The 23,946-nt window shown below is 32.4% G+C and carries 20 protein-coding genes; 7 read left to right on the top strand and 13 right to left on the bottom strand.

Annotation, left to right across the window (positions count from 1 at the left end; translation table 11 throughout):
- Nucleotides 1–46: 46 nt before the first annotated feature.
- The 3 genes from EHE19_RS05935 to EHE19_RS05925 are packed head-to-tail and all read right to left on the bottom strand — an operon-like array spanning nt 47 to nt 2,008.
- Nucleotides 47–781, bottom strand: a complete 735-nt coding sequence (locus tag EHE19_RS05935) for a hypothetical protein (protein WP_137698239.1) — start codon at nt 779–781, stop codon at nt 47–49.
- A gap of 10 nt (nt 782–791) precedes the next feature.
- Nucleotides 792–1,643, bottom strand: a complete 852-nt coding sequence (locus tag EHE19_RS05930) for an ABC transporter ATP-binding protein (RefSeq protein WP_137698238.1) — start codon at nt 1,641–1,643, stop codon at nt 792–794.
- Nucleotides 1,640–2,008 (bottom strand): GntR family transcriptional regulator, encoded by a 369-nt coding sequence (locus EHE19_RS05925; RefSeq protein ID WP_137698237.1) that lies wholly within the window; start codon nt 2,006–2,008, stop codon nt 1,640–1,642. Before EHE19_RS05925 ends, EHE19_RS05930 begins: the two co-directional genes overlap by 4 nt.
- Before the next feature lie 571 nt (nt 2,009–2,579).
- Here EHE19_RS05925 and EHE19_RS05920 point away from each other — a divergent pair.
- Complete coding sequence (locus EHE19_RS05920) at nt 2,580–3,575, top strand: zinc dependent phospholipase C family protein (protein ID WP_137698236.1); 996 nt, start codon at nt 2,580–2,582, stop codon at nt 3,573–3,575.
- A 116-nt stretch (nt 3,576–3,691) separates the two neighbouring features.
- Here the strand turns inward: EHE19_RS05920 and pfkA are convergent, their stop codons facing one another.
- Nucleotides 3,692–4,666: a 6-phosphofructokinase gene (gene pfkA, locus EHE19_RS05915; RefSeq protein ID WP_483313999.1), complete on the bottom strand. Its 975-nt coding sequence runs from the start codon at nt 4,664–4,666 to the stop codon at nt 3,692–3,694.
- 251 nt (nt 4,667–4,917) lie between these two features.
- Entirely contained in the window at nt 4,918–5,814 is an 897-nt protein-coding gene (locus EHE19_RS05910; protein WP_137698234.1) for a phosphatidylserine decarboxylase, read from the bottom strand.
- A 1,055-nt stretch (nt 5,815–6,869) separates the two neighbouring features.
- Here EHE19_RS05910 and EHE19_RS05905 point away from each other — a divergent pair.
- Nucleotides 6,870–8,276, top strand: coding sequence for a stalk domain-containing protein (locus EHE19_RS05905; RefSeq protein WP_137698233.1), 1,407 nt, complete (start codon nt 6,870–6,872; stop codon nt 8,274–8,276).
- 223 nt (nt 8,277–8,499) lie between these two features.
- Here EHE19_RS05905 and EHE19_RS05900 read toward each other — a convergent pair whose 3' ends face one another.
- The 4 genes from EHE19_RS05900 to hcp form a co-directional block, all read right to left on the bottom strand.
- The gene (locus EHE19_RS05900; RefSeq protein WP_137698232.1) at nt 8,500–9,174 is read right to left on the bottom strand and encodes an RloB family protein; all 675 of its coding nucleotides are present in this window, start codon (nt 9,172–9,174) and stop codon (nt 8,500–8,502) included.
- Nucleotides 9,171–10,418: an AAA family ATPase gene (locus EHE19_RS05895; RefSeq protein WP_137698231.1), complete on the bottom strand. Its 1,248-nt coding sequence runs from the start codon at nt 10,416–10,418 to the stop codon at nt 9,171–9,173. Before EHE19_RS05895 ends, EHE19_RS05900 begins: the two co-directional genes overlap by 4 nt.
- Before the next feature lie 316 nt (nt 10,419–10,734).
- Complete coding sequence (locus EHE19_RS05890; protein ID WP_137698230.1) at nt 10,735–11,049, bottom strand: hypothetical protein; 315 nt, start codon at nt 11,047–11,049, stop codon at nt 10,735–10,737.
- 195 nt (nt 11,050–11,244) lie between these two features.
- The gene (hcp, locus tag EHE19_RS05885; protein ID WP_137698229.1) at nt 11,245–13,074 is read right to left on the bottom strand and encodes a hydroxylamine reductase; all 1,830 of its coding nucleotides are present in this window, start codon (nt 13,072–13,074) and stop codon (nt 11,245–11,247) included.
- 208 nt (nt 13,075–13,282) lie between these two features.
- Here hcp and EHE19_RS05880 point away from each other — a divergent pair, with 208 nt between their 5' ends.
- From EHE19_RS05880 to EHE19_RS05865, 4 genes are all read left to right on the top strand, one after another.
- Nucleotides 13,283–13,972 (top strand): Crp/Fnr family transcriptional regulator, encoded by a 690-nt coding sequence (locus tag EHE19_RS05880; protein ID WP_137698228.1) that lies wholly within the window; start codon nt 13,283–13,285, stop codon nt 13,970–13,972.
- A 633-nt stretch (nt 13,973–14,605) separates the two neighbouring features.
- Nucleotides 14,606–16,366 carry a hypothetical protein gene (locus EHE19_RS05875; RefSeq protein WP_137698227.1) on the top strand — a complete coding sequence of 587 codons (1,761 nt, stop codon included), beginning with the start codon at nt 14,606–14,608 and terminating at the stop codon, nt 16,364–16,366.
- Between the two features lie 93 nt (nt 16,367–16,459).
- Complete coding sequence (locus EHE19_RS05870; protein WP_137698226.1) at nt 16,460–16,894, top strand: acyl-CoA thioesterase; 435 nt, start codon at nt 16,460–16,462, stop codon at nt 16,892–16,894.
- A gap of 276 nt (nt 16,895–17,170) precedes the next feature.
- The gene (locus EHE19_RS05865) at nt 17,171–18,625 is read left to right on the top strand and encodes a condensation domain-containing protein (RefSeq protein ID WP_137698225.1); all 1,455 of its coding nucleotides are present in this window, start codon (nt 17,171–17,173) and stop codon (nt 18,623–18,625) included.
- Nucleotides 18,626–19,102: 477 nt separating this feature from the next.
- On the opposite strand, the gene EHE19_RS05860 is transcribed toward EHE19_RS05865, so the two are convergent.
- The 4 genes from EHE19_RS05860 to EHE19_RS05845 form a co-directional block, all read right to left on the bottom strand.
- On the bottom strand, nt 19,103–19,864 hold the full coding sequence (locus tag EHE19_RS05860) for an SDR family NAD(P)-dependent oxidoreductase (protein ID WP_137698224.1): 762 nt from the start codon (nt 19,862–19,864) through the stop codon (nt 19,103–19,105).
- Entirely contained in the window at nt 19,861–20,916 is a 1,056-nt protein-coding gene (locus tag EHE19_RS05855; protein WP_137698223.1) for a 3-oxoacyl-ACP synthase III family protein, read from the bottom strand. The genes EHE19_RS05860 and EHE19_RS05855 overlap by 4 nt, the downstream gene beginning before the upstream one ends.
- Nucleotides 20,917–20,927: 11 nt before the next feature.
- Nucleotides 20,928–21,146 carry a phosphopantetheine-binding protein gene (locus EHE19_RS05850; protein WP_137698222.1) on the bottom strand — a complete coding sequence of 73 codons (219 nt, stop codon included), beginning with the start codon at nt 21,144–21,146 and terminating at the stop codon, nt 20,928–20,930.
- Nucleotides 21,147–21,391: 245 nt separating this feature from the next.
- Nucleotides 21,392–22,855, bottom strand: a complete 1,464-nt coding sequence (locus EHE19_RS05845) for a condensation domain-containing protein (RefSeq protein ID WP_137698221.1) — start codon at nt 22,853–22,855, stop codon at nt 21,392–21,394.
- A 431-nt stretch (nt 22,856–23,286) separates the two neighbouring features.
- Here EHE19_RS05845 and EHE19_RS05840 point away from each other — a divergent pair, with 431 nt between their 5' ends.
- Nucleotides 23,287–23,901, top strand: coding sequence for a class I adenylate-forming enzyme family protein (locus tag EHE19_RS05840; protein WP_171003607.1), 615 nt, complete (start codon nt 23,287–23,289; stop codon nt 23,899–23,901).
- Nucleotides 23,902–23,946 lie beyond the last annotated feature (45 nt).

The following is a 23,946-nucleotide window of genomic DNA, read 5'->3' as shown; positions in this document are numbered from 1 at the left end:
GTACTTTTTTAATAACTTAACTTTCTTATACTGCAGCATTTTTGTTTTACTCTTTCACAGGTGCCTTTCTAACCAACAAATATGATAATCCTGCCACTATAGCAATTTCTAATACAATAATTATTACATTCACAATAGGATTACCATTTCCATCTATCAAAAATTTTATTGCAGCTGTAAATTCATTAATATATCCAATCTTATATAAATAACTAGCTAACATTGGAAAACCAATTATAAAAAAAGACGGTACACCAACAGATACAATTATTTTTAGTATCTTAGACATTCTATAATATAAAGTAGTAATTAAATATCCTATAACAAATGCTAGTAAATTAACTGTTGCATTCCATAAAAAGCTCATTATCGTAATTAGAAATTGAGAAGATTCCACTGTAAATTGATTAAAAAGTTGATAAAACATTGGACGATAATTCATAAATATATTTATTATATTTGTAGATGCAGTATCAATGAAAGCCATCCCTGCAGATATAATAACTGAACTAATGAGAAATCCATAAAACTGAGTTTTTCTGGTTATTCCATTAGTGGATAAATACAAGTAAATTTGCTTGAAGGAGTTTAAGCCGCACACAAACAAGAAAATTGCAGAAGCCTCAGCTCCACTAACAAAACCGCTAGTGCCAATTCTTACAAGTCCAGTTTGCCGCATAAAAATAAGTAAACCCATTAATGCAGCTATAACAATATAATAAACCATTACCCCATATCTTATATCATAAAGATTATACTTAACTACAGATTTTAGTCTCATTTTATACCTCCTAAGAATTCGTCATATAAATAAACAATTTTTGTAAATCTAATTTTGATATTTCCAATCCTTCAGGAACACTGTTTTGATCAAGCTTTTCCATGAGGTAAGCAGTTTTTAGCCCTCCAAGTACATCAGTTCCTAATACATTTTTCCCAGCTATAAATTTATCAACTGCAGCCGCCCCACCTGAAACACAAAAGCCTTTTGAAAGTATGCTTTCAACTGAGTCATTCATAATTATCTTCCCATTTTTCAGAACTATTGCATTCTCTATTATATCTGCAGCTTCTTCAATCAAATGTGTTGAAATAATTATTGTTCTAGGGTTTTCACTGTAACTTTGAATGAGTTCTTTGTAAAATAAATCTCTATGGTTGGCATCAAGGCCAAGTACAGGTTCATCTAACAAAATAACTGGTGCATTACAGGATAATGAAATAATAATCTTAAAAATGGATTTATATCCTGTTGAAAGAGATTTTATCTTTTTATTAGTTTTTAGTAAAAACTTCTCACTCAAAGCTTCTGCATAATTAATATCAAAATCCGGATAAAATTCTTTACCCCACCTAAAAGCACTTTTTACAGTCATTGAATCTGGATAGAAGTTTTTTTCAGTCATATAATAAATTTTTGATAAGGGCTTATCATTTTCTATCACATTATCACCATCTACCAATATTTCTCCCTCTGTAGGAAAAATCTTGTTTGTTATAAGATTTAGTAATGTGGTCTTTCCTGCACCATTTCTTCCTAATAGCCCGTATATTTTGTTTTTCTCCAAAGTTATAGATACATCTTCAAGAGCAGCTATATCTCCAAATTTCTTCGTAATATTTTTTATCTCTATATAACTCATTTATCAAACCCTCTTTCTATCATTTTTATTATATCTTCCTTAGATATAGAAAGCTTTTTAGCTTCAGAAATTAGTGTATTAATGTATGAATCAAAAAAAGTTACTTTTCTCTTGTCTAGAATTTTTTCCTTTGCTCCTGTTGCTACAAACATACCTAACCCCCTCTTCTTATATACAATACCCTCATCAACCAATAAGTTTATTCCCTTCAGCGCCGTTGCAGGATTAATCTTGTAATTTACAGAAATCTCAGTTGTAGATGGAATCTGTGTTTCCTCATCATATACTCCTGAAAGTACAGCATCCTCTATCCCTTCAGCTAACTGGATATAAATTGGCTTATCTTTATCAAAATCTATTTTCAAAATATCACCTCCACATTTTTATTCAAAAACATTATATGTGTTAATTGGCCATTTGGTTAATTACTTATGTAACTAACTATATAACTAATTAAGTCCATTGTCAATAGTCTTTAATAATTTTGAACCAGCTAATGCATTATCAATTGCTTTAGGATTTGATTTAGTATCGCATAAAGAAACGGAAATTGATGAAACTAAAACAAACTAGAAAAGAAGCAAAATTAAGTATATAGTTTTTAAGCAGCCAAAGCAGATGAGAAACATAAACACACCTAAATATCCGCATGTACTTATTTAACACTTAAAATATTAAGTCAACTTTCTAATATAAGTATGTAACTGCAATTTCCCACTGTAATATATGAAAACAAGTTGTTCTATTTATTCTATTGTAAAAACAGTATTTAGTGGAATATTTTGGTCAAATTATAGATATAGTAATATTTAGCTGATATAATAAATGTATTTAGACATAATAAATATAATAAACTTATGGAAAAATAAAATAGTATATTTTAACGTTAAGTTAAACTATGCTAAGGAGTATTTCTCTAATTATAGGAGGGCACATATGCCAAATATAGTAACTCATTACCTTTGTGGGTTAGAGGCTATTAAAAATATAGAAAGTAAAAAATGCAAAGAGCTTATTGGCAAATTTCAAAATGTATTTAACTTAGGAACTCAAGGCCCTGATATAATGTTTTTCCATGAAGTTTGGCCCTGGCGCAAAAAAAACTTTCCCTCTAATATTGGACACATTTTGCATACTACAAAAGTAAATTTATTTTTCAAGGCAATTATTGAATATATACTTAAGCAAAATGAATATACCAAAAGTCTGCTAACTGTATATTTTATGGGTTTCTTATGCCATAACTGCATGGATAGCCTAGGCCATCCATATATTTATTACAGATCAGGTTTCAAAACGCATCTAAATACAAATGAAAATCTGTTTATTTGCTATCATAGAAAATTTGAAACCTCTATTGATGTATTAATGTGCGACATGCTTCTAAATAAGAAAGTTCATGAAATAAATCCTTACAAGCTTATTGATGTGGCCCCTACAGAACGGAATATAATTAGCGAAATGTACGAAAGCGCTATTAAATCAGTTTATGATATTCAAATTCCAAAAAAGGAAATTGTCAAAGCCATTAAAGACATGATTTTTGTAGAAAAGCTATGTAAGGACACCCATGGGATAAAGCTAAAAGCAATTGGATTATTAGACTCTATAATATATGGATTTCCTCTTTATTCAAGTATTATCTTTCCCCTGAAGCTAACTGACGGACTTGATTATTTGAATCTTGAGAATTCAGAATGGTGTATGCCCCATGACGAAAATATAAAAAGCAGACTCTCATTTATTGATCTTTTCAATGAAGCATACCAAAGGACTCAGAGATTCTGCGATGTCTTATACTCTGCTATATTTAATAATACTTCTAGCATATCATATGCTTTAAAACTATTTGGAAATACTTCCTATCTCTCAGGAGTAGATTGCAATATTTCTGCCCCATTTAAATATCAGAATTTAATTTTTAAAAATTAGAAATAAAAGAATTTAGAAATCCACATTTTAGCATAATAAAACACCCTTAATAAAGATATACTACCTAGCTAAAGCATATCTTTATTAAGGGTTATTAGTTTTGTACATAATCTTAATTAAATAGATAAAATTTCAACTAATCTAAGCATTTCATGGTCAATATCCTTAGTCATTGAAAGAGCCTCATCTATATCTATATCAACAATTTTAGCTTTTTCAACACACATTACTCTATTATATACGCCATCCTTAAGCAGTTCAACTGCCTTTACTCCCATGGCACTAGCCATTACCCTGTCTCTGATTGATGGACTTCCACCTCTTTGAATATAACCAAGTACTGTACCTCTAGTCTCTATACCAGTAAGGTCTTCTACCTTCTTTGCCAATTCAAGAGCTCCACCAATTTTCTCAGCAACACCTTCTGCCAAGATTATAATATAGTTTTTCTTACCGTTATTACGTCCTTGAACTATTCTCCTAATAATATCCTTATCAAAATCGAACTGTTTTTCTGGAAGTAAAATTACTTCTGCACCTCCAGCAACACCTACATTCAGTGCTATGTGACCAGCATGTCTGCCCATAACCTCTAGCACACTACATCTTTCATGTGAATATGCAGTATCCCTGATTTTATCAAGTGCATCCTGAACTGTATTCATTGCAGTGTCATAGCCAATTGTATATTCAGTGCTGGCTATATCATTGTCAATAGTGCCAGGAAGCCCCATGACCTTCATTCCATATTTGCTGAAATCTCTAGCTCCTCTATAGGAACCATCTCCACCAATTACAACAAGAGCATCTAATCCAAAGGCTCTTGACAGCGACATTGCCTTTTGCATACCCTCATCTGTAGTAAATTCTTTGCACCTAGCAGTCTGCAATATTGTCCCGCCACGGTGAACTATATCAGAAACACTTCTGGCGTTCATTTCAAAAATATCACCACTGATTAAACCATTGTAGCCTTTTCTTATTCCAAACATTTTAATTCCATAATATATTCCAGTTCTAACAACTGCTCGAATAGCAGCATTCATACCGGGTGCATCTCCGCCGCTGGTTAAAACTCCGATTGATTTTATTTCGCTCATAACAACCTCCATAACCCTTACTTACATCAACAAATTTTATATTCGTAATGTCTCAATCAAATTATATAAATGCTGCATCTCCGTTGAAGCCGCATAAGCAACATAGTTTATCTATATTGCATTTTTAAATACAAAGCCTTTGTATATTAAATCCAACTGAATTTATTATAAACCAATATAAAACTATTAACAACAAAAAATCAACCTATTTCTAGAGCACAAAATTTGTATAATTTGTATAGTTAACTGTTTGAGTATTTTTTCCCGATAGCTTCACCAGCTGAAACTTTTGTTTCAAAACCATTACTTGTCTGATTTATGATATCCATATCTATCACAATTTTATCCTTCTTAAAAAACAGAAGAATTGTTGAACCACCAAACTTAAAATACCCTTTTTCCTCTCCCCTTATTACTCTAGAGTCAGGAACGTAAGTCTGAACTATTGAGCCAACAGAAGTTGCTCCTACTTCAACATATAAAACTTCACCAAAGTTGTCCGTCTTGAATATGCTATATTCTCTCTTGTTTCTGCAGAATAACTCTGGGATTTTCCTAAGGGCCACAGGGTTAACAGAATAGTATTCACCCTTAATCCTTTTTGTACTGCTGCAAACACCGCTGTCAAAAAAGTGAAATCTATGATAGTCTACTGGGCAAAGCCTCAAAATCATATATGCTCCGCCGTCATATTCTTTTGCTAAATTTTCATCAAGCAGCAAGTCTGAAAGACTATAACTCATACCCTTTATTTGTATAATATCTTTATAGTCAATGTTATTCCATGCCTGTAATCGTCCATCACCCGGTGATAAAAGTTCATTTTCTGGCTTGTCAAAGCTTCTAGCTACAGGCTTTAATTTTCTTGAAAAGAAATCATTGAAACTGCTATAGTCATCAAGCTTATTTTCACATTCCTCTAAATCAATTGAGAAGTTCTTTGCAAATTTTCCTATACTTCTCTTGCTCAACCTTAGATCACAGAAGAAGCCTGTTAGTGCAGAATATATTTTTCTCTTCACTAACAATTCAAGGCCTACTTTGCCTGCCTTTGATGTGTATAAGGCATTAAGGAGTGCGCCTCCTGCCACATTTTCAGTTTCGTATTCTCCTGTTTTTCTATTATATATTTTAATCATATATCTCCTAAATAATTCTGTTTGACTTTTTAAATACACGCGTTGTGCTAATTATTATGAACAGAGTTTGCAGATAAACTACTTTGCTTATACTGGTACGCGAGTACAACTTAGATAAATGGGGTACTTGGTTAAAGATATTTGTTTGAATATGTTGGTGAAGAATAGTTAATTCTACCGTAAAACCTACACGATGTAAGTTTTAGCGAAACAATGAAGCATGGATGCTGAACGTGAGCAACGGTATAATTAAATATGATGAACCAATACAAATTCAACAAATATCTTGGGAGTAGCCCATTTATCTAAGTTAGTGCGGAAGTACCAGTAAATAGTACTATAATTTACTCTGCAAGGTTTATAAAATAATTAACACAACCATTTAAATTCGTATATAACTAAACAATATATTTTTGTTATCAATATATATGCAATTATAAATTTCTCTAAACCATTTTTCAATATATTTTCTTATGCTTATATTTCTCCTTTCAAATTTAGTTTAGCCATTATGTATTATGCTTTTACAATTTACTTTGTCTATAATTAATATTAAATCTTATAATATAATTCCAAAATAATTCATTTAATTAATACTCTTGTGTTTCCACTTTTATGCACCAACATAATCATTGTTGTCCATTTCACACACTTAGCAACCTACACGATTAGCAACATTCCCTAAAATATAAGCATTTACGACACTTATTCTTTTTATATATACAGGATATAACAGAAATTATTTCTAAAAATCGTGGAGATTATATATTAAATAGTATATAATCGAATTGTAAATATTCTGTTTTAAAGTAAATAATCAGCTTTTTAAGTTGAAAATTGCATGTATTATAGCATTGCAAATGAAAAGCTAAACAATTAAGAATTAGTTGGTAAAAGCTTATGTTTTTTGTGGCTAAAATTCACCATGTAAACGCCAGCTATAGTTTCTGATTATTTCAACAGCAAGCCTTTTATACGTTTGAACAGTGACAAGCATTTCATGCGGGAATGTTGAAGCAATCAGGATATTACTATTTTTTTTGGAGGAGGCTAAAATGAAAAACAAATCCTTGATAGCAATGGGCTTAGCAATTTTGTTAGCAGGAGGTTCTGTAATTTCTTCCTATGCTGCAGTCAAAAGTGATGAGGTAATTTTACTTAACATTGGTAAGCCAAATATGTTGGTTAGCGGAATTGAAACAGCTATTGACACAGATACTAAAGTTACTCCTGTATTGGTTAATAACACTACTTTAGTCCCCATACGTGCAATAATTGAAGCCTTTGGCGGACAAGTCAGCTGGGACAGCAAAAGTAAAAAAGTAACTATTACATACAATAAAAATAAAGTTGAGTTATGGCTTAATAACACATCGGCTGTTGTAAATGGTAAAAAAGTAACAACAACTATAGCACCAAAAGAGATTAACGGAAGAACTATGGTACCTTTAAAATTTGTTTCAGAAAATCTTGGTTTATGCGTAAACTGGGAAGGCACTACTAAGTCAATTTCTATAGGCTCACCTACTGATTATGTAGCTAGTTTTGGCAGTGAGAAAATTAATAAAGCTGAATTTTATATTTACTTAAGCAACGCTAAAAACTATCTAAAAAATTATATGGCTCAGTATGCAGGAACACTAACCATAGAAGAAAATATATGGGATACAGTGATAAACAATAAAACAGCTGCAACCTTAGCTAAAGAAATGGCTCTTGATTATTCAAAAGAGCATGCAATCTTTTTAGCAAGAGCTAAAGCAAATAATACTGTTTTAACTTCTGAGGAACTTTCAAAAATTGATAACTCAATAGAACAAATTATTATGCAGGAGGGCAGTAAAGAAGCCTCAGAGAAAAGCTTAAAGGAATTTTATGGTGTTAGCTTAGCAGAGTACTCTCAATTCTTAAAGGATTATGAATTGGCCAACAAAAATTTACAGGCAGAATTACGTAATCTTCCAATATCAGATGATGAGATTTTAAAGGCCTATGAAAGTAATAAAGCAGGCTATGATAAGGTTACTGTAAAGCATATTTTATTTATGGCTGATTCAAGTAAAAGTGCTGAAGAACACGAAACAATTAAGAAAAAGGCTGAAGATATTTTACACAAGGTAAATGCTGGAGAAGATTTTGCTTCTCTTGCAAAGGAGTATTCAGAAGATCCAGGTTCTAAGAATACTGGCGGAGAATATACCTTTGGCAGAGGTGAAATGGTAAAGGAATTTGAGGATTGGTCTTTCCAAGCTAAAGAAGGCGATACCGGTATTATAAAAACCTCTTATGGATATCATATTATGAAATTTGTAAAAAGAAGCACTTTTGAAGATGTAAAGGAATCTATCCGCACACAACTCATAAATAATGCGGCTGACTTATATATTGATAAGCTAGTTACAGAATCAAAGTATGTTGTTGTTAAAAACAATAGTGTTTATGAATCAATTGAAGTGAAATAGATAGAATATCATTAAAAGGTTGTTGCAAAGCAAGAAATACTCTATATCTACAAGCTAACGGCTTGCTTAAATAGTGTTCAATTGCTATTTCTAGCAATATGTCAGCGGTATATAGAAATTGATTTGCAGCAACCATTTGTTATTTATTGGTAGTTATAATTCAAAGTTCATTTATATTTTATGGTATTTTTTTGTGGTTTTAACTCAAAGTTCAATCATATTCTTAAAGATATTTCTGCAATTCCTCCACCAGTTCATATACCCTTGTAGCTGGGCATCTCTTTGATGGAGGTAAATCATTATATGATTCATACTGACGCCTGGCTCGCTTAATGGCGATATTAGTTTTGTCCATTAATAAATCATATATGTTTTTAAGATTCTTTTCATACCCACATTTTTGTCTTAGAATTTTACGATAATGTTCTCGTCCATTGTTTACCTCTAACTCTTGAAAGTGCAAGACAAACCATAGTTCAATACATTCATTTGACCAAGCTACTCTATATTGTCTATTATCTTTTTTGTCTTCAGCGCTATACTGTGTATTGTCAAAATCATCAAGAGGGAAATCATCTTTATCATACATTAACCATACTACAGCAGCTTGAGGGAAATCACTCTCAACTACTTTCCTTGCATATTTTAACAAGCCTCTTGTATTTCTTCCTGTCCCTTTGACAATTATCCTATCTCCTGATGATAAATCCGAAAATTTTGAATTAATTGCTTTTGCCAATCCTGAAATGTAGTTAGGTTCAGTCTCTTTCCCTTCGCTAACAATGTATATGTAAGGCGGAGGATCATCAAGCAATTCTTTTTTCCGTTTCTGCATTTTTGCATTAATTCTTTCTTGATTTTTCTTTTGTTCACTTGCCTTTATTGGTTTGAGGCTCATTCTTTTGTCCCCCAATCCAAAATTTTTCTTATATATGGGTCTGCCCCATAACGACCTTCAAGATATTGCTTTCCATAAACCTCATCATTTTTAGGTTTTTGACCGTTTTCCTTTTTAAATGAAATAAGAGAATATAATTTTGATGCGTTTTGAGGGTTTAAGGCACAAAACCAAATCTCATCCCTTCTAAATACCTCTGGAATCATTGTTGTAATATCGTGAGAGGTAAGCAATAGCTGTGCTCCTTTTTTATTACTCTTTGGATCTGTAAACAATTCAATAATATATCTAAGCAATTTAGGATGTAATTTTGCATCTAATTCATCTGCAACCATTAAAGTTCCTTCATCCAAACAGTCCAAAATCTTAGCTAAACAGCTAAAAAGCTTTCTTGTTCCACTTGACTCTTCTTCAAAAAGAATTTCATAAGTTTCTCCATTTTCAAGTGTATGCTTGGTATATATTTTTTCAATATTTCCATCACTATCCTTCTCAATACGAAAGTCTGAAATGTTTATATCCATTTTTTTTAACATTTGAAACATCAGTGATCTATCCTTATTAGTCTTTGGAATGATTATTTGCCGGTCTTTAATAGGGTTATCATAATCTACGAAATTTATATTCATAAACCAAGAAACAGCTTCATCAACTGACTCAATATCATAGTTTATAGCCACATGTGAAATCAATGGCATAGTATTATTAACTTTTTCAACTGCTATACCCTCTAAATCTTCACCTAAAACGCACTCATTTTCCGAACGTTCAAATATAATTGATGCGTCCTTTTCTCCAACAATTTGCATATAAAGGTTTTCTTTAATAATCTTATTCTGCAAAATAGAAAGTTGATATTTATATTGCTTGTTTTTTGTTCGAAACAAAATATCAAACGCTATAGGTGTATATTGACACTTTGAATCAAATTTATGATATTTATTTTTAAAATCAATATCTGAGAACTTTTTTATAATTGCATCATTTGTAGAATCATTTTCATACATTTGCGATATAATTATCTTCTTTAGTACAAAAGCCCTTAAGTAGCCTAAAGCTTCTAAGACAGTTGATTTACCTCCACCATTTGGTCCATAAATCGCAATAACTGGTAAGAACTTTTCTCCATCAATTTTATCAATAATTATGCTGTCAAGGTTATCCTTAATTGATTCAGCTGTAAAGTCCAAAAAAGCCTCTTTTTTGAATGATTTAAAATTTGAAAATAAAAATTGACTTAACAAAGTATTAGCCTCCAGATATAATTTGAGATTTTTTCTCCATTTTTAATATATTATATCCATATTACTAAATATATATTTAAATTTCAATAAATTCTTGAGATATTTCCTCAATTTTATATCGAATTGCATTTTATCCTGTTCAAGAGTATATGCACTATTACAAAATTATAAAGTCATGTCCGCATAAAGAACATATATTATTTGTTACGCAATAAAAGACTCTCTACCTAGAATTAATCTAATTAGAGAGTCATCTTTGCTATTTAAATATGTCTATGGCGCTATAGTAATATATAATTCATTTATATACTTCTCATTAACTATGCCTTAATATTAACTTATGAATATCTATAAAAACATCTAATTTGTCAGATGATGAATGCTTTCCTATCTCAATAGACGTTACATCTTCTTTACCATATATATCTGCAAGATCAAATTCTAGTACAATATGAACTTCGTCATTAATAGTTGGATATAGACCTATTCCCTTTTCAAATTGAGCATTTCCAATCTTTTCCCCAACTAAATTAACAGTTAAATATCTTGACCCAACATTTATTTTCAATTCATTATCAACTAACTTAGAGGGTGTATTACTTACTGAAGAAACAAGTCCATAAGATATCACATTTCCATTTGGTATTTTAACAAATGTCCCAATTTGTCCAATTTTATAGACACGCCCCTCAATTATTGGGCTACTTGTTTAATGTTCATCTAATTCAAAATGAAAGACTCCCCACTTAGTATAAATCTAATTAGAGAGTCTCCATAAAAATACTTATTATTTTAAGTATATTATCAATTCATATTTGTCTGTTTCTTAGTTTAACTTTTTTAGCAGTTCCTCAACATCCAACCCATGCACTCTGCAAGCATCTTCTAATGATTCAGCTTGTGATGAAGGGCAGCCTAGACAATGCATTCCTGCTTCTATTAATACTTTTGCATTATCAGGATTTGCTTTTAAAATATCGCCAATTATCATATCTTTTGTAATAGCAGTCTTTTCCTCACCGCCTAAAAACATTTTGATATCATCTTCTACATTTGTTATTCCGCCAATTCCAAAGTTATCAACTAACACCTTCGCCACATTTGGTGAAAGGAATGCTGGTAAAGTTGGTCCTAAGTGAATATTCTTTACTCCCAAGTATAGAAGTGAAAGAAGAACGATAACAGCCTTTTGTTCATACCATGCAATGTTGAAAGCGATAGGCAGCTTATTAATATCATCAAGTCCAAATACTTCCTTAAGTTTAAGTGCTATTACTGCCAAGGAGTATGAATCATTACATTGTCCTGCATCAAGTACTCTTGGTATTCCGTTAATGTCTCCAAGTTCCAGCTTGTTATACTTATATTTTGCACAACCTGCAGTCATTATTACAGTATCTTTTGGAAGTGCTTTTGCAAAGTCAGTGTAGTAGTTTCTAGCCTTTTGACGTCCATCACAGCCCGCCATTACAAAGAATTTCTTGATAGCACCTGATTTTACTGCATCTACAACCTTGTCAGCCAATGCTAAAACCTGATTATGAGCAAAGCCTCCAATGATTTCTCCTTCTTCTATTTGTGTAGGTGTTGGACAGTTTTTCGCCATTTCTATTAATGCAGAGAAATCTTTATGACCACTCTCGTCCTTTCCTATATGAGTACATCCAGTGAAGCCTGCTGAGCCTGTTGTAAATAATCTTGCTTTATATGACTCCTTTGGAGGTACAATACAGTTTGTTGTCATAAGAATTGGTCCATTAAAGCTTTCAAACTCTTCTTTTTGCTTCCACCATGCATTTCCATAGTTACCTACAAAATTGCTGTACTTCTTGAATTTTGGATAGTAGTGAGCTGGCAGCATTTCTGAATGAGTATATACATCAACTCCTGTGCCCTGTGTTTGTTCAAGCAGCTGTTCTAAGTCCTTCAAGTCATGTCCGGAAATTAAGATACCTGGGTTTTTACCTACACCAATATTAACTTTTGTAATTTCAGGATTGCCATAGGTTGAAGTATTTGCAGTATCTAGAAGTGCCATACCATCCACACCAGTTTTTCCTGTTTCTAATGTAAGTGCTACTAAATCATCGGCACTTAAGCTATCATCTAAAGTTGCAGCCAATGCCTTCTGCATAAATGCATTTATTGCATCGTCGTCATAACCTAATTCGTTAGCATGTTTCATATAAGCTGCCAAGCCTTTATTTCCATATATAATAAGTTCTCTAAGGCTTCGTACATCTTCATTTCCTGTTGCAAGAACTCCAACTGTTTCAGCTTTTGCATCTAGTTCCTCTTTTGTAGTACCATTCCACAATGCCGCTAGATGCAAGCTTTCCTTATTAGTTACTTTATTCAATAGAGTTTCTTTGATTTTTAAAGTATCTAGCACTCTTTGATAAATTACATCATTATCGAAGTTGGCATTTGTAATTGTTGTGAAAAGGTTTAGTGTAATGTGATGATTTACTTCTGGTGAAACACTTTCTCCCTGATTTCTTAGTGCAGTTGTAACAACACTTAAGCCTTTTGTAACATAAATCAATAAATCCTGAGTTTTAGCAAGTTCTGGTGACTTTCCACATACACCCACATTGGTACATCCTGTGCAGCCTGCAGTTTCTTGACATTGATAACAAAACATTTTATTTTCCATAATAACCTATCTCCTTTATATTTTTATTGTAGTTGTTTTTTTTTTGCTTGATTTGATATGCTTAGTATAATAGAATAAGTTATATTATGATGTAGCTATAGATACAAATAATAAAAAATTAGAACAAATTAACAATTTTTTTGGAGGTGAACTTGATTCTCATTTTTACATTAATAAAGTTTAAGTAGAATGGGAACAGCCTATAAATATGGAGAATTATGCTTCTATATTATCAAAATGTACATTATTTAAGGGCATTGCAAATGAAGATCTGGAGCAATTGTTAACCTGTCTAGGTTCATATACAAAGAACTACAAGAATGATGAATATGTTTTCTTCGCAGGAAATGAAATTAATCATATAGGAATAATTTTATCAGGTCAAGCAGAAATTATTAAAGAAAACCTTGCTGGTAACCGTCATATAATGGCTTTTCTAAGCCCTTCTCAGATTTTTGGTGAGGGAATTGTTTGTACTTTAAAACGCATATCTCCTGTTACTATCAGAGTTAAAGAAGATTCAAAAATTCTATTTATTCCATATGAGAGAATTACCAAGAGCTGTAGCAATTCCTGCAACTTTCACATTCAGATAATTCAGAATATGATGATTATTCTTGGTCAAAAAAATTATACTCTGAACACTAAAATTGAACTTCTTACTCTAAAAGGCATGAGAGAAAAAATTGCAGCTTACCTTTTAAATGAAGCTAAAGAAAAAAATAGCATGAGTTTTCAGATTACTCCTAATAGAAATGAACTAGCTGAATTTCTCAATGTCTCCCGAACCTCTATGTGTCGCGAACTTGCAAAAATGAAGGAAGAAAATATTCTCGACTACTATCAAAATTCTTTTAAGATTCTGTCCATTGAAGCTTTGAAGGAGTGTTTAACTTAAATAGAAGTTGCACAAAATGGGGTTGCTGCACTCGCGTAGTTTTTGTCAAAAAGTTATCAGTATACATAAATTTTTGATTTGCAGCAGTCCCTTATTCTTTCTACTACTAATTTTGAGTTTACATAAACGCTTCTGTAGCTTTCACACATTCATCCATTGATAGCAGCTCATTGTCCAACGTATATCTGGACTTTTCATACTAAAGTTAAATTATGCACAATGAATGATTAGATTAGCCAAATCTGCTAATTTAATCATTCATTTTTTTATTTCCTCTGTCTTCCTAATTGTAACACTTGAGTATATTATTCATATACTGTTATTGTAGGTCTGCCTAATTTTGAGTTTAAGAACTTTTTAATATATAACGAGGCTTAAATGTACCCCTCTTCTATTAGTGTCGGGTACTGTTTTGGTTTTCTAGACGGTGAGAATATATTACGCCTCGTAAAAACGCTACTATTGTAGTGAAATTCTTCAAGATGTATTGATTTTTTCTGCAATGGAGTAATTTCATTTTAATCTAGGCACTATATTGGGTTAGTATATGTGAAGTTTATAAAAAAGAAGAAGGAGCATGTCCATTCCATTTCTTTAATAAATTCACTGTTATGAGGAGGCTGGATAATATTTATGGATACTAGAAATAAAACTAGTGCTGCTGATAATACCAATCCTTTTGAAATTCTATCTAATTTTTATAAAGACTTTAATATCATAGATGCTGAGTTTTATAAAAACAATATAGAAGCTTTCAGTAAGTATCGGGAAAACATTTTTGAAAATATTATGAAATACTATGATAATTTATTTATGATAATTAATGAATTGGTCCAACTAAACAAAAACACTTTTCATGCCTCATGCTCTAAAGGAAATAACTTTTTTACTTCAGAAGCAACCTCAAATGAGGATATATCTGCTTTTGGGAAAAATTTATCCGATGCAGATGAAGAAGAGTTTATACCCTCTATTGAGGACCAATCTTCCGATATAGATGAAGCTTCCGAGGATGATAGCGACGAAAACCTTGATATATTTCCTGCAAGCGGACATGATGTATTAAACCATCTTTCTCAGATTAACATGCCTTTTTTACAAATTCAGGCCATATTAAATCTTGACGGTAGATTGAGTTTAGAGAAAATAAATAAAGCAATAAGACTATCTCTCGATGTAGAGCCAGTCTTTGGCTGCAAATTTGTTGAAGGTCACCCACCCTTTTGGAAACGATTAGATAACCTTGACCAAATAACTTTTTGCTCAATTGAAGAGACAGATAATCCAGATGAAGCTGTTAAATTATTCATACAGAAACCATTAAATGTTGATAGTGATGCTAACATAAAAGCTAAACTAATTCCTTTAAAAGACCATGATATATTAGCTTTGAAAATTAATAATGCATGCTGTGATGGAACCTATGCAAAGGAATATATACAGCTTTTGTCAAATATATACTCCTGTATCGAGCAAAAGGGTGTTGATTTTAAAGCTGAATCCCGTATAGACACTATGGTAAATGAAAGTGCATTATATGAAGAATTAGGTAAAGCGCACCCTGAACTTAATTGGAATCAAATGTTGGATTTCCCTAAAACCATGTGGGCCTTCCCCTGGAGAAACAGCGGAAGAGATGAGATTCGTTATGCTATTAACAGAATTACTCATACCAGCTTGGATTCACTCAAACAATATGGTAAGTCCAGAGGCGCAACATTAAATGATTTAATATTGACCTCATTTTATAGGGCAATGTTTAAATTATCTAAGCCAATATATGGTATTCCAATGGATATCACCTTTAAAACAGACCTTCGAAGCTACATCGACGATAATAGAAGCCGATTAGCAAGAAATTTTACTGGAAGCTTTATAACTAGTATAGCCAAAATTTCAAATGAATCCTTTGAAGGCACTTTATCTAGGGTTGTAAGAGCTCAAGCTGACGTAAGAGCTCAAACCGAAAACTCCACACATCGTATCTCAAATAGCAGCAGACCAACTGGTATTAGTGGTGCTGTCGGTGAAGAATATCTCGGAAAGACTTGTTATTCCTATTTAATTAATTATTCTGAGCGACTTTCTAAATATTCTGAAATTTATAGAAGTCAGCCTTATTATGTTGGAAATATATGCTTTCCTGAATTTTATGATCTAGGAAGCCTATCAAGTGCATTAATTAAATTTGGAGATACTATCGTGTCCGATGCATATTTATTGCCTCCTGCTATACGCGCTCCAGGATTCATGCTTTTTTCCAATTCATATAACGATGTATTAACATTATCAATAGGCTATTACAAGGATTCTGTCAGTCATAAGGATATGGAAAGTCTTTTAAATGCAATTGAAAAAGAACTTCTACGAGCATGTTCCTGTGAGAAAGATTAATCTTAAGATAATACTTAACTTGCAAACATAGAGTTTAAGGTGCGAAAAAGCAAACCTAATACCTTTTGAACAGGAGGTGTACAGTCCATAACCATGATAAGTAGAACTTCCTTTTTAGTTAGCTTTTTTGATGTAGACTTAATGGGTATAGTACATCATACAGTTTATCCTAAATGGTTTCAAACTGGTAGGAGAGATTTTTTGGTTAAAGCAGGTATACCCCATTCAAAGTTCAATTCTTTGGGATTATATCTTCCTCTTTCACATTTAGAGTGTAAATATAAAAGCCCTGCAAGATTCGGATATGAGATAAGTGTAACGACCTGTATTACCTTCGTCTCGTGCGTGAAGATTATGTTTGAATATAAAGTGCAAAACAACATAGACGGAAAGCTTTTAGCAACAGGTACTACTGTACATGGGTGGACAGATATAAATGTTAATCCAATTAATATAGAAAAAAACGCACCTGATATTTATTCATTACTTCAGACACTAGTTGTTGACAAAAATAAAATTAACATTTAAGACCATTTAAAGCCACTAAAAATCATTTAAAAATAATTTAAGGCACATTTTTAGCCTAGAACATGAGAACGCAAAGTTACATGTCGTACATTTATAATCTTTGCATTTTTGAGTAATTTTCTGAAGCAACAGTACATTTTCAAGCCACATAAACACAGTGGCTTTGATTGTGTATCTAAAATAGTACTATAAAAAAGATAGCATACCTCAAAGGGAGCAAAGGTTATCAAAAAAGCTTTCCTAAACTTTGCTCTAAAATGAGGCTTGGAGGTTAATATGAATGATCTGTTCAAATACAATATAGATTTTTATAACAAAACCGTTGATAGCATAGCTAATTATTATAAATATTGTGGTAAAATGTTTGAAAATTTTATGTCTGCTTACAATTTCCCTAATAGGGCAACAGAAACTAAAGGCACTTTTCCTGCTAATGGTCATGACATTTATAATTATGTAGCACGTTACAACACCTCTAATCTCCAAATTCAAGCAATTTTAAAATTAGACGGAAAAGTAGATTTGTATAAATTAAAGCAGGCAGTAAAATTATCAATAGAGACAGAACCTGTTTTTAAATGCCGATTTATAGAAGATACTAAACCCTATTGGAAGCCTTTAGATAATATCGGAATAATCAAGTTCCTTTCACTTGAGGAAACTAACGATATAGACCAATCCATATCAAATTTTATTCAAAGTACTTTTGACATAGATAATGATCCTATGTTGAATATTAAACTAATGCGCTGCGAGGACTATGATGTTATTGGTTTAAAAATAAATCATGCTTGCTGTGACGGTTTAGGCACTTTGGAGTATATTCAATTGCTTTCTGACATATACAATAAAATCGAGCATGATAATGGAGCTTATATACCTGTGCCCAGAATCGCAGGCAGAAAGGATCAAGATAGATTGTTCTCAGAACTAGGAATTACAAATCAAGATTCATTATTTTTACCAGGGTCTGACATATCCATACCTATGTGGTCATTTCCCTGGGAATCGTGCAGTTCAAACATAGCACGTATGTCTATTCTCAGATTTCCACATGGCTATATTGATGTAATAAATAAATGTTCCAAAAGCAAAGGGGTAACAGTTAATGATTTCATTCTAACTGCATACTATAGGGCTATGCTTAAAATGGGCCAACCAATTTATGGACTTCCTATGGAAATCCCAATTACAGTTGACTTACGCCGTTACCTGCCTAACCACAAAACGCAGGCAATAAGGAATTTTTCTGGTTCAGTAAGTACCAAACTCACAATGACGATGAACGAGCCATTCAATGAAACCTTACAGAGAGTTTCTGATGTGATGAAGGAAATTAAGCAAGGATATCCTGGACTCCAAAGTGCTCTTGGTCTTGAACGTATAGAAAAGCTGAAATATCAAGAAACACTTGCTTATTATCAAGCTTGGCAGGAAACTAAGAATTCGCAAAAATATTGTCCTATTTATTGTGGTGATAAATGCGTTCCTACCCTATCTAATTTAGGCTGTATCTCAAAATCACTAATTAAGTTTGGCAGTCGGTCTGTAATAGATTGCTATCTTCTGCCTCCAGCTATCCGTGCACCAGGCCTTTTATTGATGGCATGCACCTATAATTCTGTTTTAACACTTGCTGCAGGATATTATAAAGGTACAGTCAGCAAAGAAAATATTGATATGCTGCTTAATAAAATTAAGGATGAACTTATTGATGGATGTGAATATTAATCCTGTTTAATGGAATATAAAGCAAAAAGCAGTTGCAAAACAACATTTTATGTATACCGATAACTTATTAAAAATTGTATTCGAGTGTATTATATATCTAATTGCGAAACTCGGTAGAAATTGATGCTAGAAATAGTAGGTGGAGAACAAATATTGCAGCCGACACAGCGGAAGTCAGTAGCTGTGAGTATTAACCCGAGACAGGATGCCTTGTGTTATACGGTCGGCGGAAGTGCTTGTTCTGCACCGTAATTATTTCGGCATCAATTTCGGGAGCGAGCAATAGATAATACTGCACGGGAGTACTATTTAATCAGTTTACTATTGATATATACTATTTCTTTTTTAGTAAAACTAGGGCATACAGAAAATGCTGTTTTACAATCCTTCTAATATATTAATCAGCATTTCTCAAACAAAAAAGACATGCAACCCAACATGTCTTTTTTATTTCAAAATAATTATGTGTAACAGTTCCTAATGCGCTAAGTATCCACCATCAACCACCATAGACGTACCTGTAATGAATTTTGCTGCATCGCTGAGCAAAAAAGCCGCTGCTCCAGCAACATCATAAGTGCTGCCCAAGCCCATAATCTGTCTTTTCTTTAAGTCTGCTTCAAAATTATTATTGTTGACAATTTCAACTAAGCCGTCATATATTTGAGTTTTAATCATACTAGGTGCAATAGAGTTTATTCTTATATTTCTTGGCGCCAGTTCAACTGCCATTGCTCTTATTGCACTATCAACTGCTCCCTTGCTTGCACAATATGCAGATAGACCTCTAGCCCCAACTCTGCTGGAAATAGAGGATATTGCCACTATGCTGCCTCCATTATCGTTATACTTTCGCTTTGTAAAATGCTTTACAAGCTCCATAAAGGCATAAAAATTAATTGTCATGATATTCATTAAATCTTCAAGCTTTAAGTACTGTATAGGAACTGTGCGGGATATTCCTGCTGAATGAACAATTCCATTAAGCTTTTTATCTCCGCTGAATATGTTATCAAACATTCCTTCAATGTCTTTTAAATTGTTTAAATCAATTATATAATAGGAATGATTACCAGGCTCCAACTCATTATAAGTCTCTTTAAGCTTTTCTTCATTTCTGGCAACCATAATAATGTTAGCTCCAAGTTTGCTTAAATATATAGAAATACCCCTTCCTATACCTGATGAAGCTCCAGTAACCAATATATTCTTACCGCTTAATTCCATAGGGTTTATCAATTTTCATCATCCCCATTAAAATAATAATTAGTATAAATCATTGGAAGACATATAGACTTTTTCATCTCCAAATATATTCCTCCATAGGATAATCCTACACCAAAGCCACACATTACAAGCTTTATACTATCCTCAGATGTATCTTCTCCCAAAGCATCAACAAGGGTCAGCGGAATGGACTCACCACTTGTGTTTCCATATCTGTCAATAGAGATAGGCACCTTTCCCAGAGGAATACCCAGCTTATTAGATAAATGCTTAATAATAAATAAATTTGCTTGATGGAATACAAACATATCCACATTATTTTTATCTATAGAGTATTGCGTCATAAAATCAGATAAACCCTTTTGTACATCAGTTATTGTAAAGTTAAAAATGTCAGAACCATTCATAGCCAATTCGTAATCTGATGATTTCATGTTTGTTTTACTTCTGCTTCTTGCATGACCAGCTGGAACCATTATGCATTTATAACCGCTGCCCTTTGTCTTTAAGAAATATTTAATCTCCTTTCCCTCCGACCTTTCCAGAGCCGTTGCAGTTCCACCATCACCAAAAATCATTGCAGTTCCGCTGTCCTTAGGATTTATTCCATAATTACTGGTATCACCAACAAGCAGAAGAACCCTATTAATATTCTGAGTTGAAATCATGGTCGCTGCCTGCCATATTCCATATACATACGCAGAGCATCCAAGATTTATATCAAAAGCAATACAATCTTCACTTAGTCCAAGTCTGTATTGAAGAACACATGCAGTTGCAGGTACAGCATAATCAGGAGTTTGGGTAATCAGAATCAAAGCATCAATTGATGAAGGATCCCAACCCAACCTTTCCATAAGATTTTTAGCTGCAACATAACATAAATCTGAGGTACACTGCTCATCAGCTGCTACGTGTCTTGTTTTTATACCTGTCATATTTATAAATTTTTTTACTTTATCCTCTCCAAATACGGAAGCATACGTTTCATTCCTTATAATTTTCTCAGGCACTGCACATGCTATACCTTTAATTTCAACATTTCTTATTATCCCGTCAGCCAACTATTTGCACCTCATTCCATTCTATCAATTATATCCTTTACGGTTTTGAACTTTTTAATTTCTTCAGTTTTAACATCCTTACCAAAAACACTGTCAAACATAGCAATAACAGATATAACCGCCATAGAATCCCATTCACCTATACTATTTAATTCTGTAGTTTCCTTTAAGGTATCTTTTTCAACAAGTAGCAATTCCTCTAATAAATTAATCTTCTCTTTAACTGTCATACTAACCTCCACTCCCACTTTAGAAATAAAAATAATATTATAGTAGCAGATTATCTACCCTACCACTTTAATCAAGATAAATTAGTACTGCCATCTGAGCTTTGGAGAAAACCTGCTTATATAGAAAGCCTCGGCTTATGAACTCAAGCTCTGATTTGTATTGCCAAAGCTTTTTTTGTTATGCAAACTATACTTTGGTTATGTTTACTTTTATAATATATTCTTATTTATGGAAATGTGTGAACTCAATAACTGCAACTTTGAATCAATTCATCCCTAATTTTATTTAGGAGTTTCTCAATATTAGTTCTTTGAACTGAGGGCTTATAATAACCTATTGACAAAGAAATTATTTCATTATAGGTGCTAGCCACAATTAATATTCCAGGTGCGCGTATAGCTGGAGGAAAACAATACAAATCGTTTACAGTGTTTTCTCCGAATTTAATTAAAGACTTTGACACATAACCAATATTCGATAATACTGGTGAACACCTATTTAATACAAAAAAAGGATTCTGTGCAATCAAGTCCATAATTTGAGATAACGCATTAAAATAAGCACATATTTGGTGAAAATTCATTTTTTCAAGATACTCTACTCTTATTGCATTTAATAAGCTAGGATGTCTATTTTTAAAATTTTTTGTAGCTTCCATAACTCTAGATAATGTTTCTTCAAATAATTCATTAGCTTTTCTGCTTATTTTTAATGTAATTCCACTTGAAAAATTCCTTATTGCTTGTGCTTTTTTATCAGGGAGATACCTGCGTAAATCAGTCGTAATAGCAACATCCATTGGTATACCAAATGGAGGCTTTGATATATCAAACATCGCCCTATAAATTGCTGTAAGCAGCAAGTCATTAATTGTTGCACCTTTTGCTTTAGCATAAGTATTTAATATGTCCAAAAAGCCATGAGGAAGGCTACATGTAATAAAACCTGTATCCCCTATTTTGATATTGTTCCACGGAAATTTCCATGTAGTTAAAGGTATTTGTTGCAGGAGGGTATATGAATCCATAGGATTAAATTTACTAAGTGTGCTTAATAAATTGTTGTGATCTTTTCTGTCCCTCATACTTGGTTTAGAAACAAAATCATCCTCCTCATTGGTTATGCGGGTATAAATATTTGAAAGTAGTTTAATATATTCCTTTGCACCAACTCCATCACAGCACACATGGTTAATTTTCAAGCCTAAAGTATCATAATTTTCAGAACGAATTAGTTCTATCATAATCATTGGGTCTTTATCCATATCCATTGGGCTTTCTAAAAATTTCTGAATGCTCTCTTCAGGATTATCTGTCTCCTTCAGTGTACAAAACTTAATATTATCAATATCCTCGAACGGCTTCCAATGAGGCGGATTACTATTAACAAATCTACATCCAAAAACCGGCTCCACATCAAATGATAATCTTACAGCTCTTTCAAGCCTTTCAAAATTTAATTTACCATCGAGCTTCATAATTATTTGAATCTGAAAGCTTGCCATACCATACTTAGCGAGATAATTATATATATCATACCCATTGGCTGGTATAGTTTCTGGATTATTAATTGTACAATTGTATGCTGGTATATAAAATTTGATATAGTTCTTATACATCTCTTTAATGTTCTCAAAATAATTAGATATGGCTTCTTGAAACTTTGGAAATTCAGTTTTAGTGTTATTGCTTTGCGTTTTGTTTTCCATCTCTATCTCTCCAAATAAAAAATTTTCTGCTAATTCGTAGCTGATAACTATAATTATTCAATCCCATATTATGTATCCTTTAATATATCTGTTACAATATCAGCTCTTAATTATAAATAGCACATGCCTGTATTTGGTACAAGAGCGCAAAATATATACCTTTCATTAAGAACCAAAAAGTACTGTGGTTTTCATAAATTTTGTAGCGCAATTTTTATAATAGCAGAATATATTGTTATGTAGACATAAGGAGCCTATTGTAACAAAGTCTATTATATTTCTCCAACTTCAATAGCTCCTTTGCAGACTAGGTTACTAAAATTTACATTGCGTATACTTTTCATAGCAGCTTTGTAAACAATATTCAAAATATTAATATAACCCAAAGGAGAATATTATTATGGCAGAAAAAGTACATAACACAATATATGATGTTCTGGACAATACCAAATACCGAAGCTAGAATAATTGATAAGGATACTGGTGCTGACAGTCAGGAAGGGCAATTGGGAGAACTAATTATCCGTAGTCCCAATTGTATGCTTGGATATTACAAGAAGGAGTATGAAACAAGTCAAGCTTTAGATAAAGATGGCTGGTTACATACTGGTGATTTAGCAAGTAAAACTACTGATGGCTTCATTAAAATTGATGGAAGAATAAAAGATATTATTATAAGGGGTGGCGAAAACATCTCACCTACTGAAATCGAAGTAGCTATGTGTGAAGTAGATGGTGTCTTTGATGCAAAAGTTGTAGGAGTATATGATGAGGTTATGGGTGAAAAAATTGCTGCTGCTATAATAAGCAACTCCAATGTGGAAGATTTATGTCAACAAATAGAAACAACCCTAGAAAACAAAATCTCTAGAAATAAGATGCCCGAATACTACTTTAAAGTCGATTCTTATCCAGTTAATTCAAATGGTAAAGTGGTTAAAAATGAATTAAAAAAAATAGTACATAGATTAATAGCTGAAAATAAATTCAAAGAGCGAGAAAGCTGTTTGCATAATAGCAAGAGAAAATACAGGTTATATCAATAACCACAAATACATACTAGCGAAGAAAAAACAATCGTGGTACTTATT

Origin of the sequence: Ruminiclostridium herbifermentans, from assembly GCF_005473905.2 — a bacterium.
Classification (GTDB): domain Bacteria; phylum Bacillota; class Clostridia; order Acetivibrionales; family DSM-1351; genus Ruminiclostridium; species Ruminiclostridium herbifermentans.
Note: the sequence above shows the minus strand (reverse complement) of the source record. Positions and strands in the feature narration are given on the sequence as shown.

Bases quoted from the DNA above. Each gene is read 5' to 3' on its own strand.
- EHE19_RS05875 (WP_137698227.1), top strand. From the start codon at position 14,606: ATGGATACTAGAAATAAAACTAGTGCTGCTGATAATACCAATCCTTTT.
- EHE19_RS05865 (WP_137698225.1), top strand. From the start codon at position 17,171: ATGAATGATCTGTTCAAATACAATATAGATTTTTATAACAAAACCGTT.
- EHE19_RS05910 (WP_137698234.1), bottom strand. From the start codon at position 5,814: ATGATTAAAATATATAATAGAAAAACAGGAGAATACGAAACTGAAAAT.
- EHE19_RS05920 (WP_137698236.1), top strand. From the start codon at position 2,580: ATGCCAAATATAGTAACTCATTACCTTTGTGGGTTAGAGGCTATTAAA.
- EHE19_RS05905 (WP_137698233.1), top strand. From the start codon at position 6,870: ATGAAAAACAAATCCTTGATAGCAATGGGCTTAGCAATTTTGTTAGCA.
- EHE19_RS05935 (WP_137698239.1), bottom strand. From the start codon at position 781: ATGAGACTAAAATCTGTAGTTAAGTATAATCTTTATGATATAAGATAT.
- EHE19_RS05845 (WP_137698221.1), bottom strand. From the start codon at position 22,855: ATGGAAAACAAAACGCAAAGCAATAACACTAAAACTGAATTTCCAAAG.
- EHE19_RS05900 (WP_137698232.1), bottom strand. From the start codon at position 9,174: ATGAGCCTCAAACCAATAAAGGCAAGTGAACAAAAGAAAAATCAAGAA.
- EHE19_RS05870 (WP_137698226.1), top strand. From the start codon at position 16,460: ATGATAAGTAGAACTTCCTTTTTAGTTAGCTTTTTTGATGTAGACTTA.
- EHE19_RS05930 (WP_137698238.1), bottom strand. From the start codon at position 1,643: ATGAGTTATATAGAGATAAAAAATATTACGAAGAAATTTGGAGATATA.
- EHE19_RS05850 (WP_137698222.1), bottom strand. From the start codon at position 21,146: ATGACAGTTAAAGAGAAGATTAATTTATTAGAGGAATTGCTACTTGTT.
- hcp (WP_137698229.1), bottom strand. From the start codon at position 13,074: ATGGAAAATAAAATGTTTTGTTATCAATGTCAAGAAACTGCAGGCTGC.
- EHE19_RS05840 (WP_171003607.1), top strand. From the start codon at position 23,287: ATGTTCTGGACAATACCAAATACCGAAGCTAGAATAATTGATAAGGAT.
- EHE19_RS05880 (WP_137698228.1), top strand. From the start codon at position 13,283: ATGGAGAATTATGCTTCTATATTATCAAAATGTACATTATTTAAGGGC.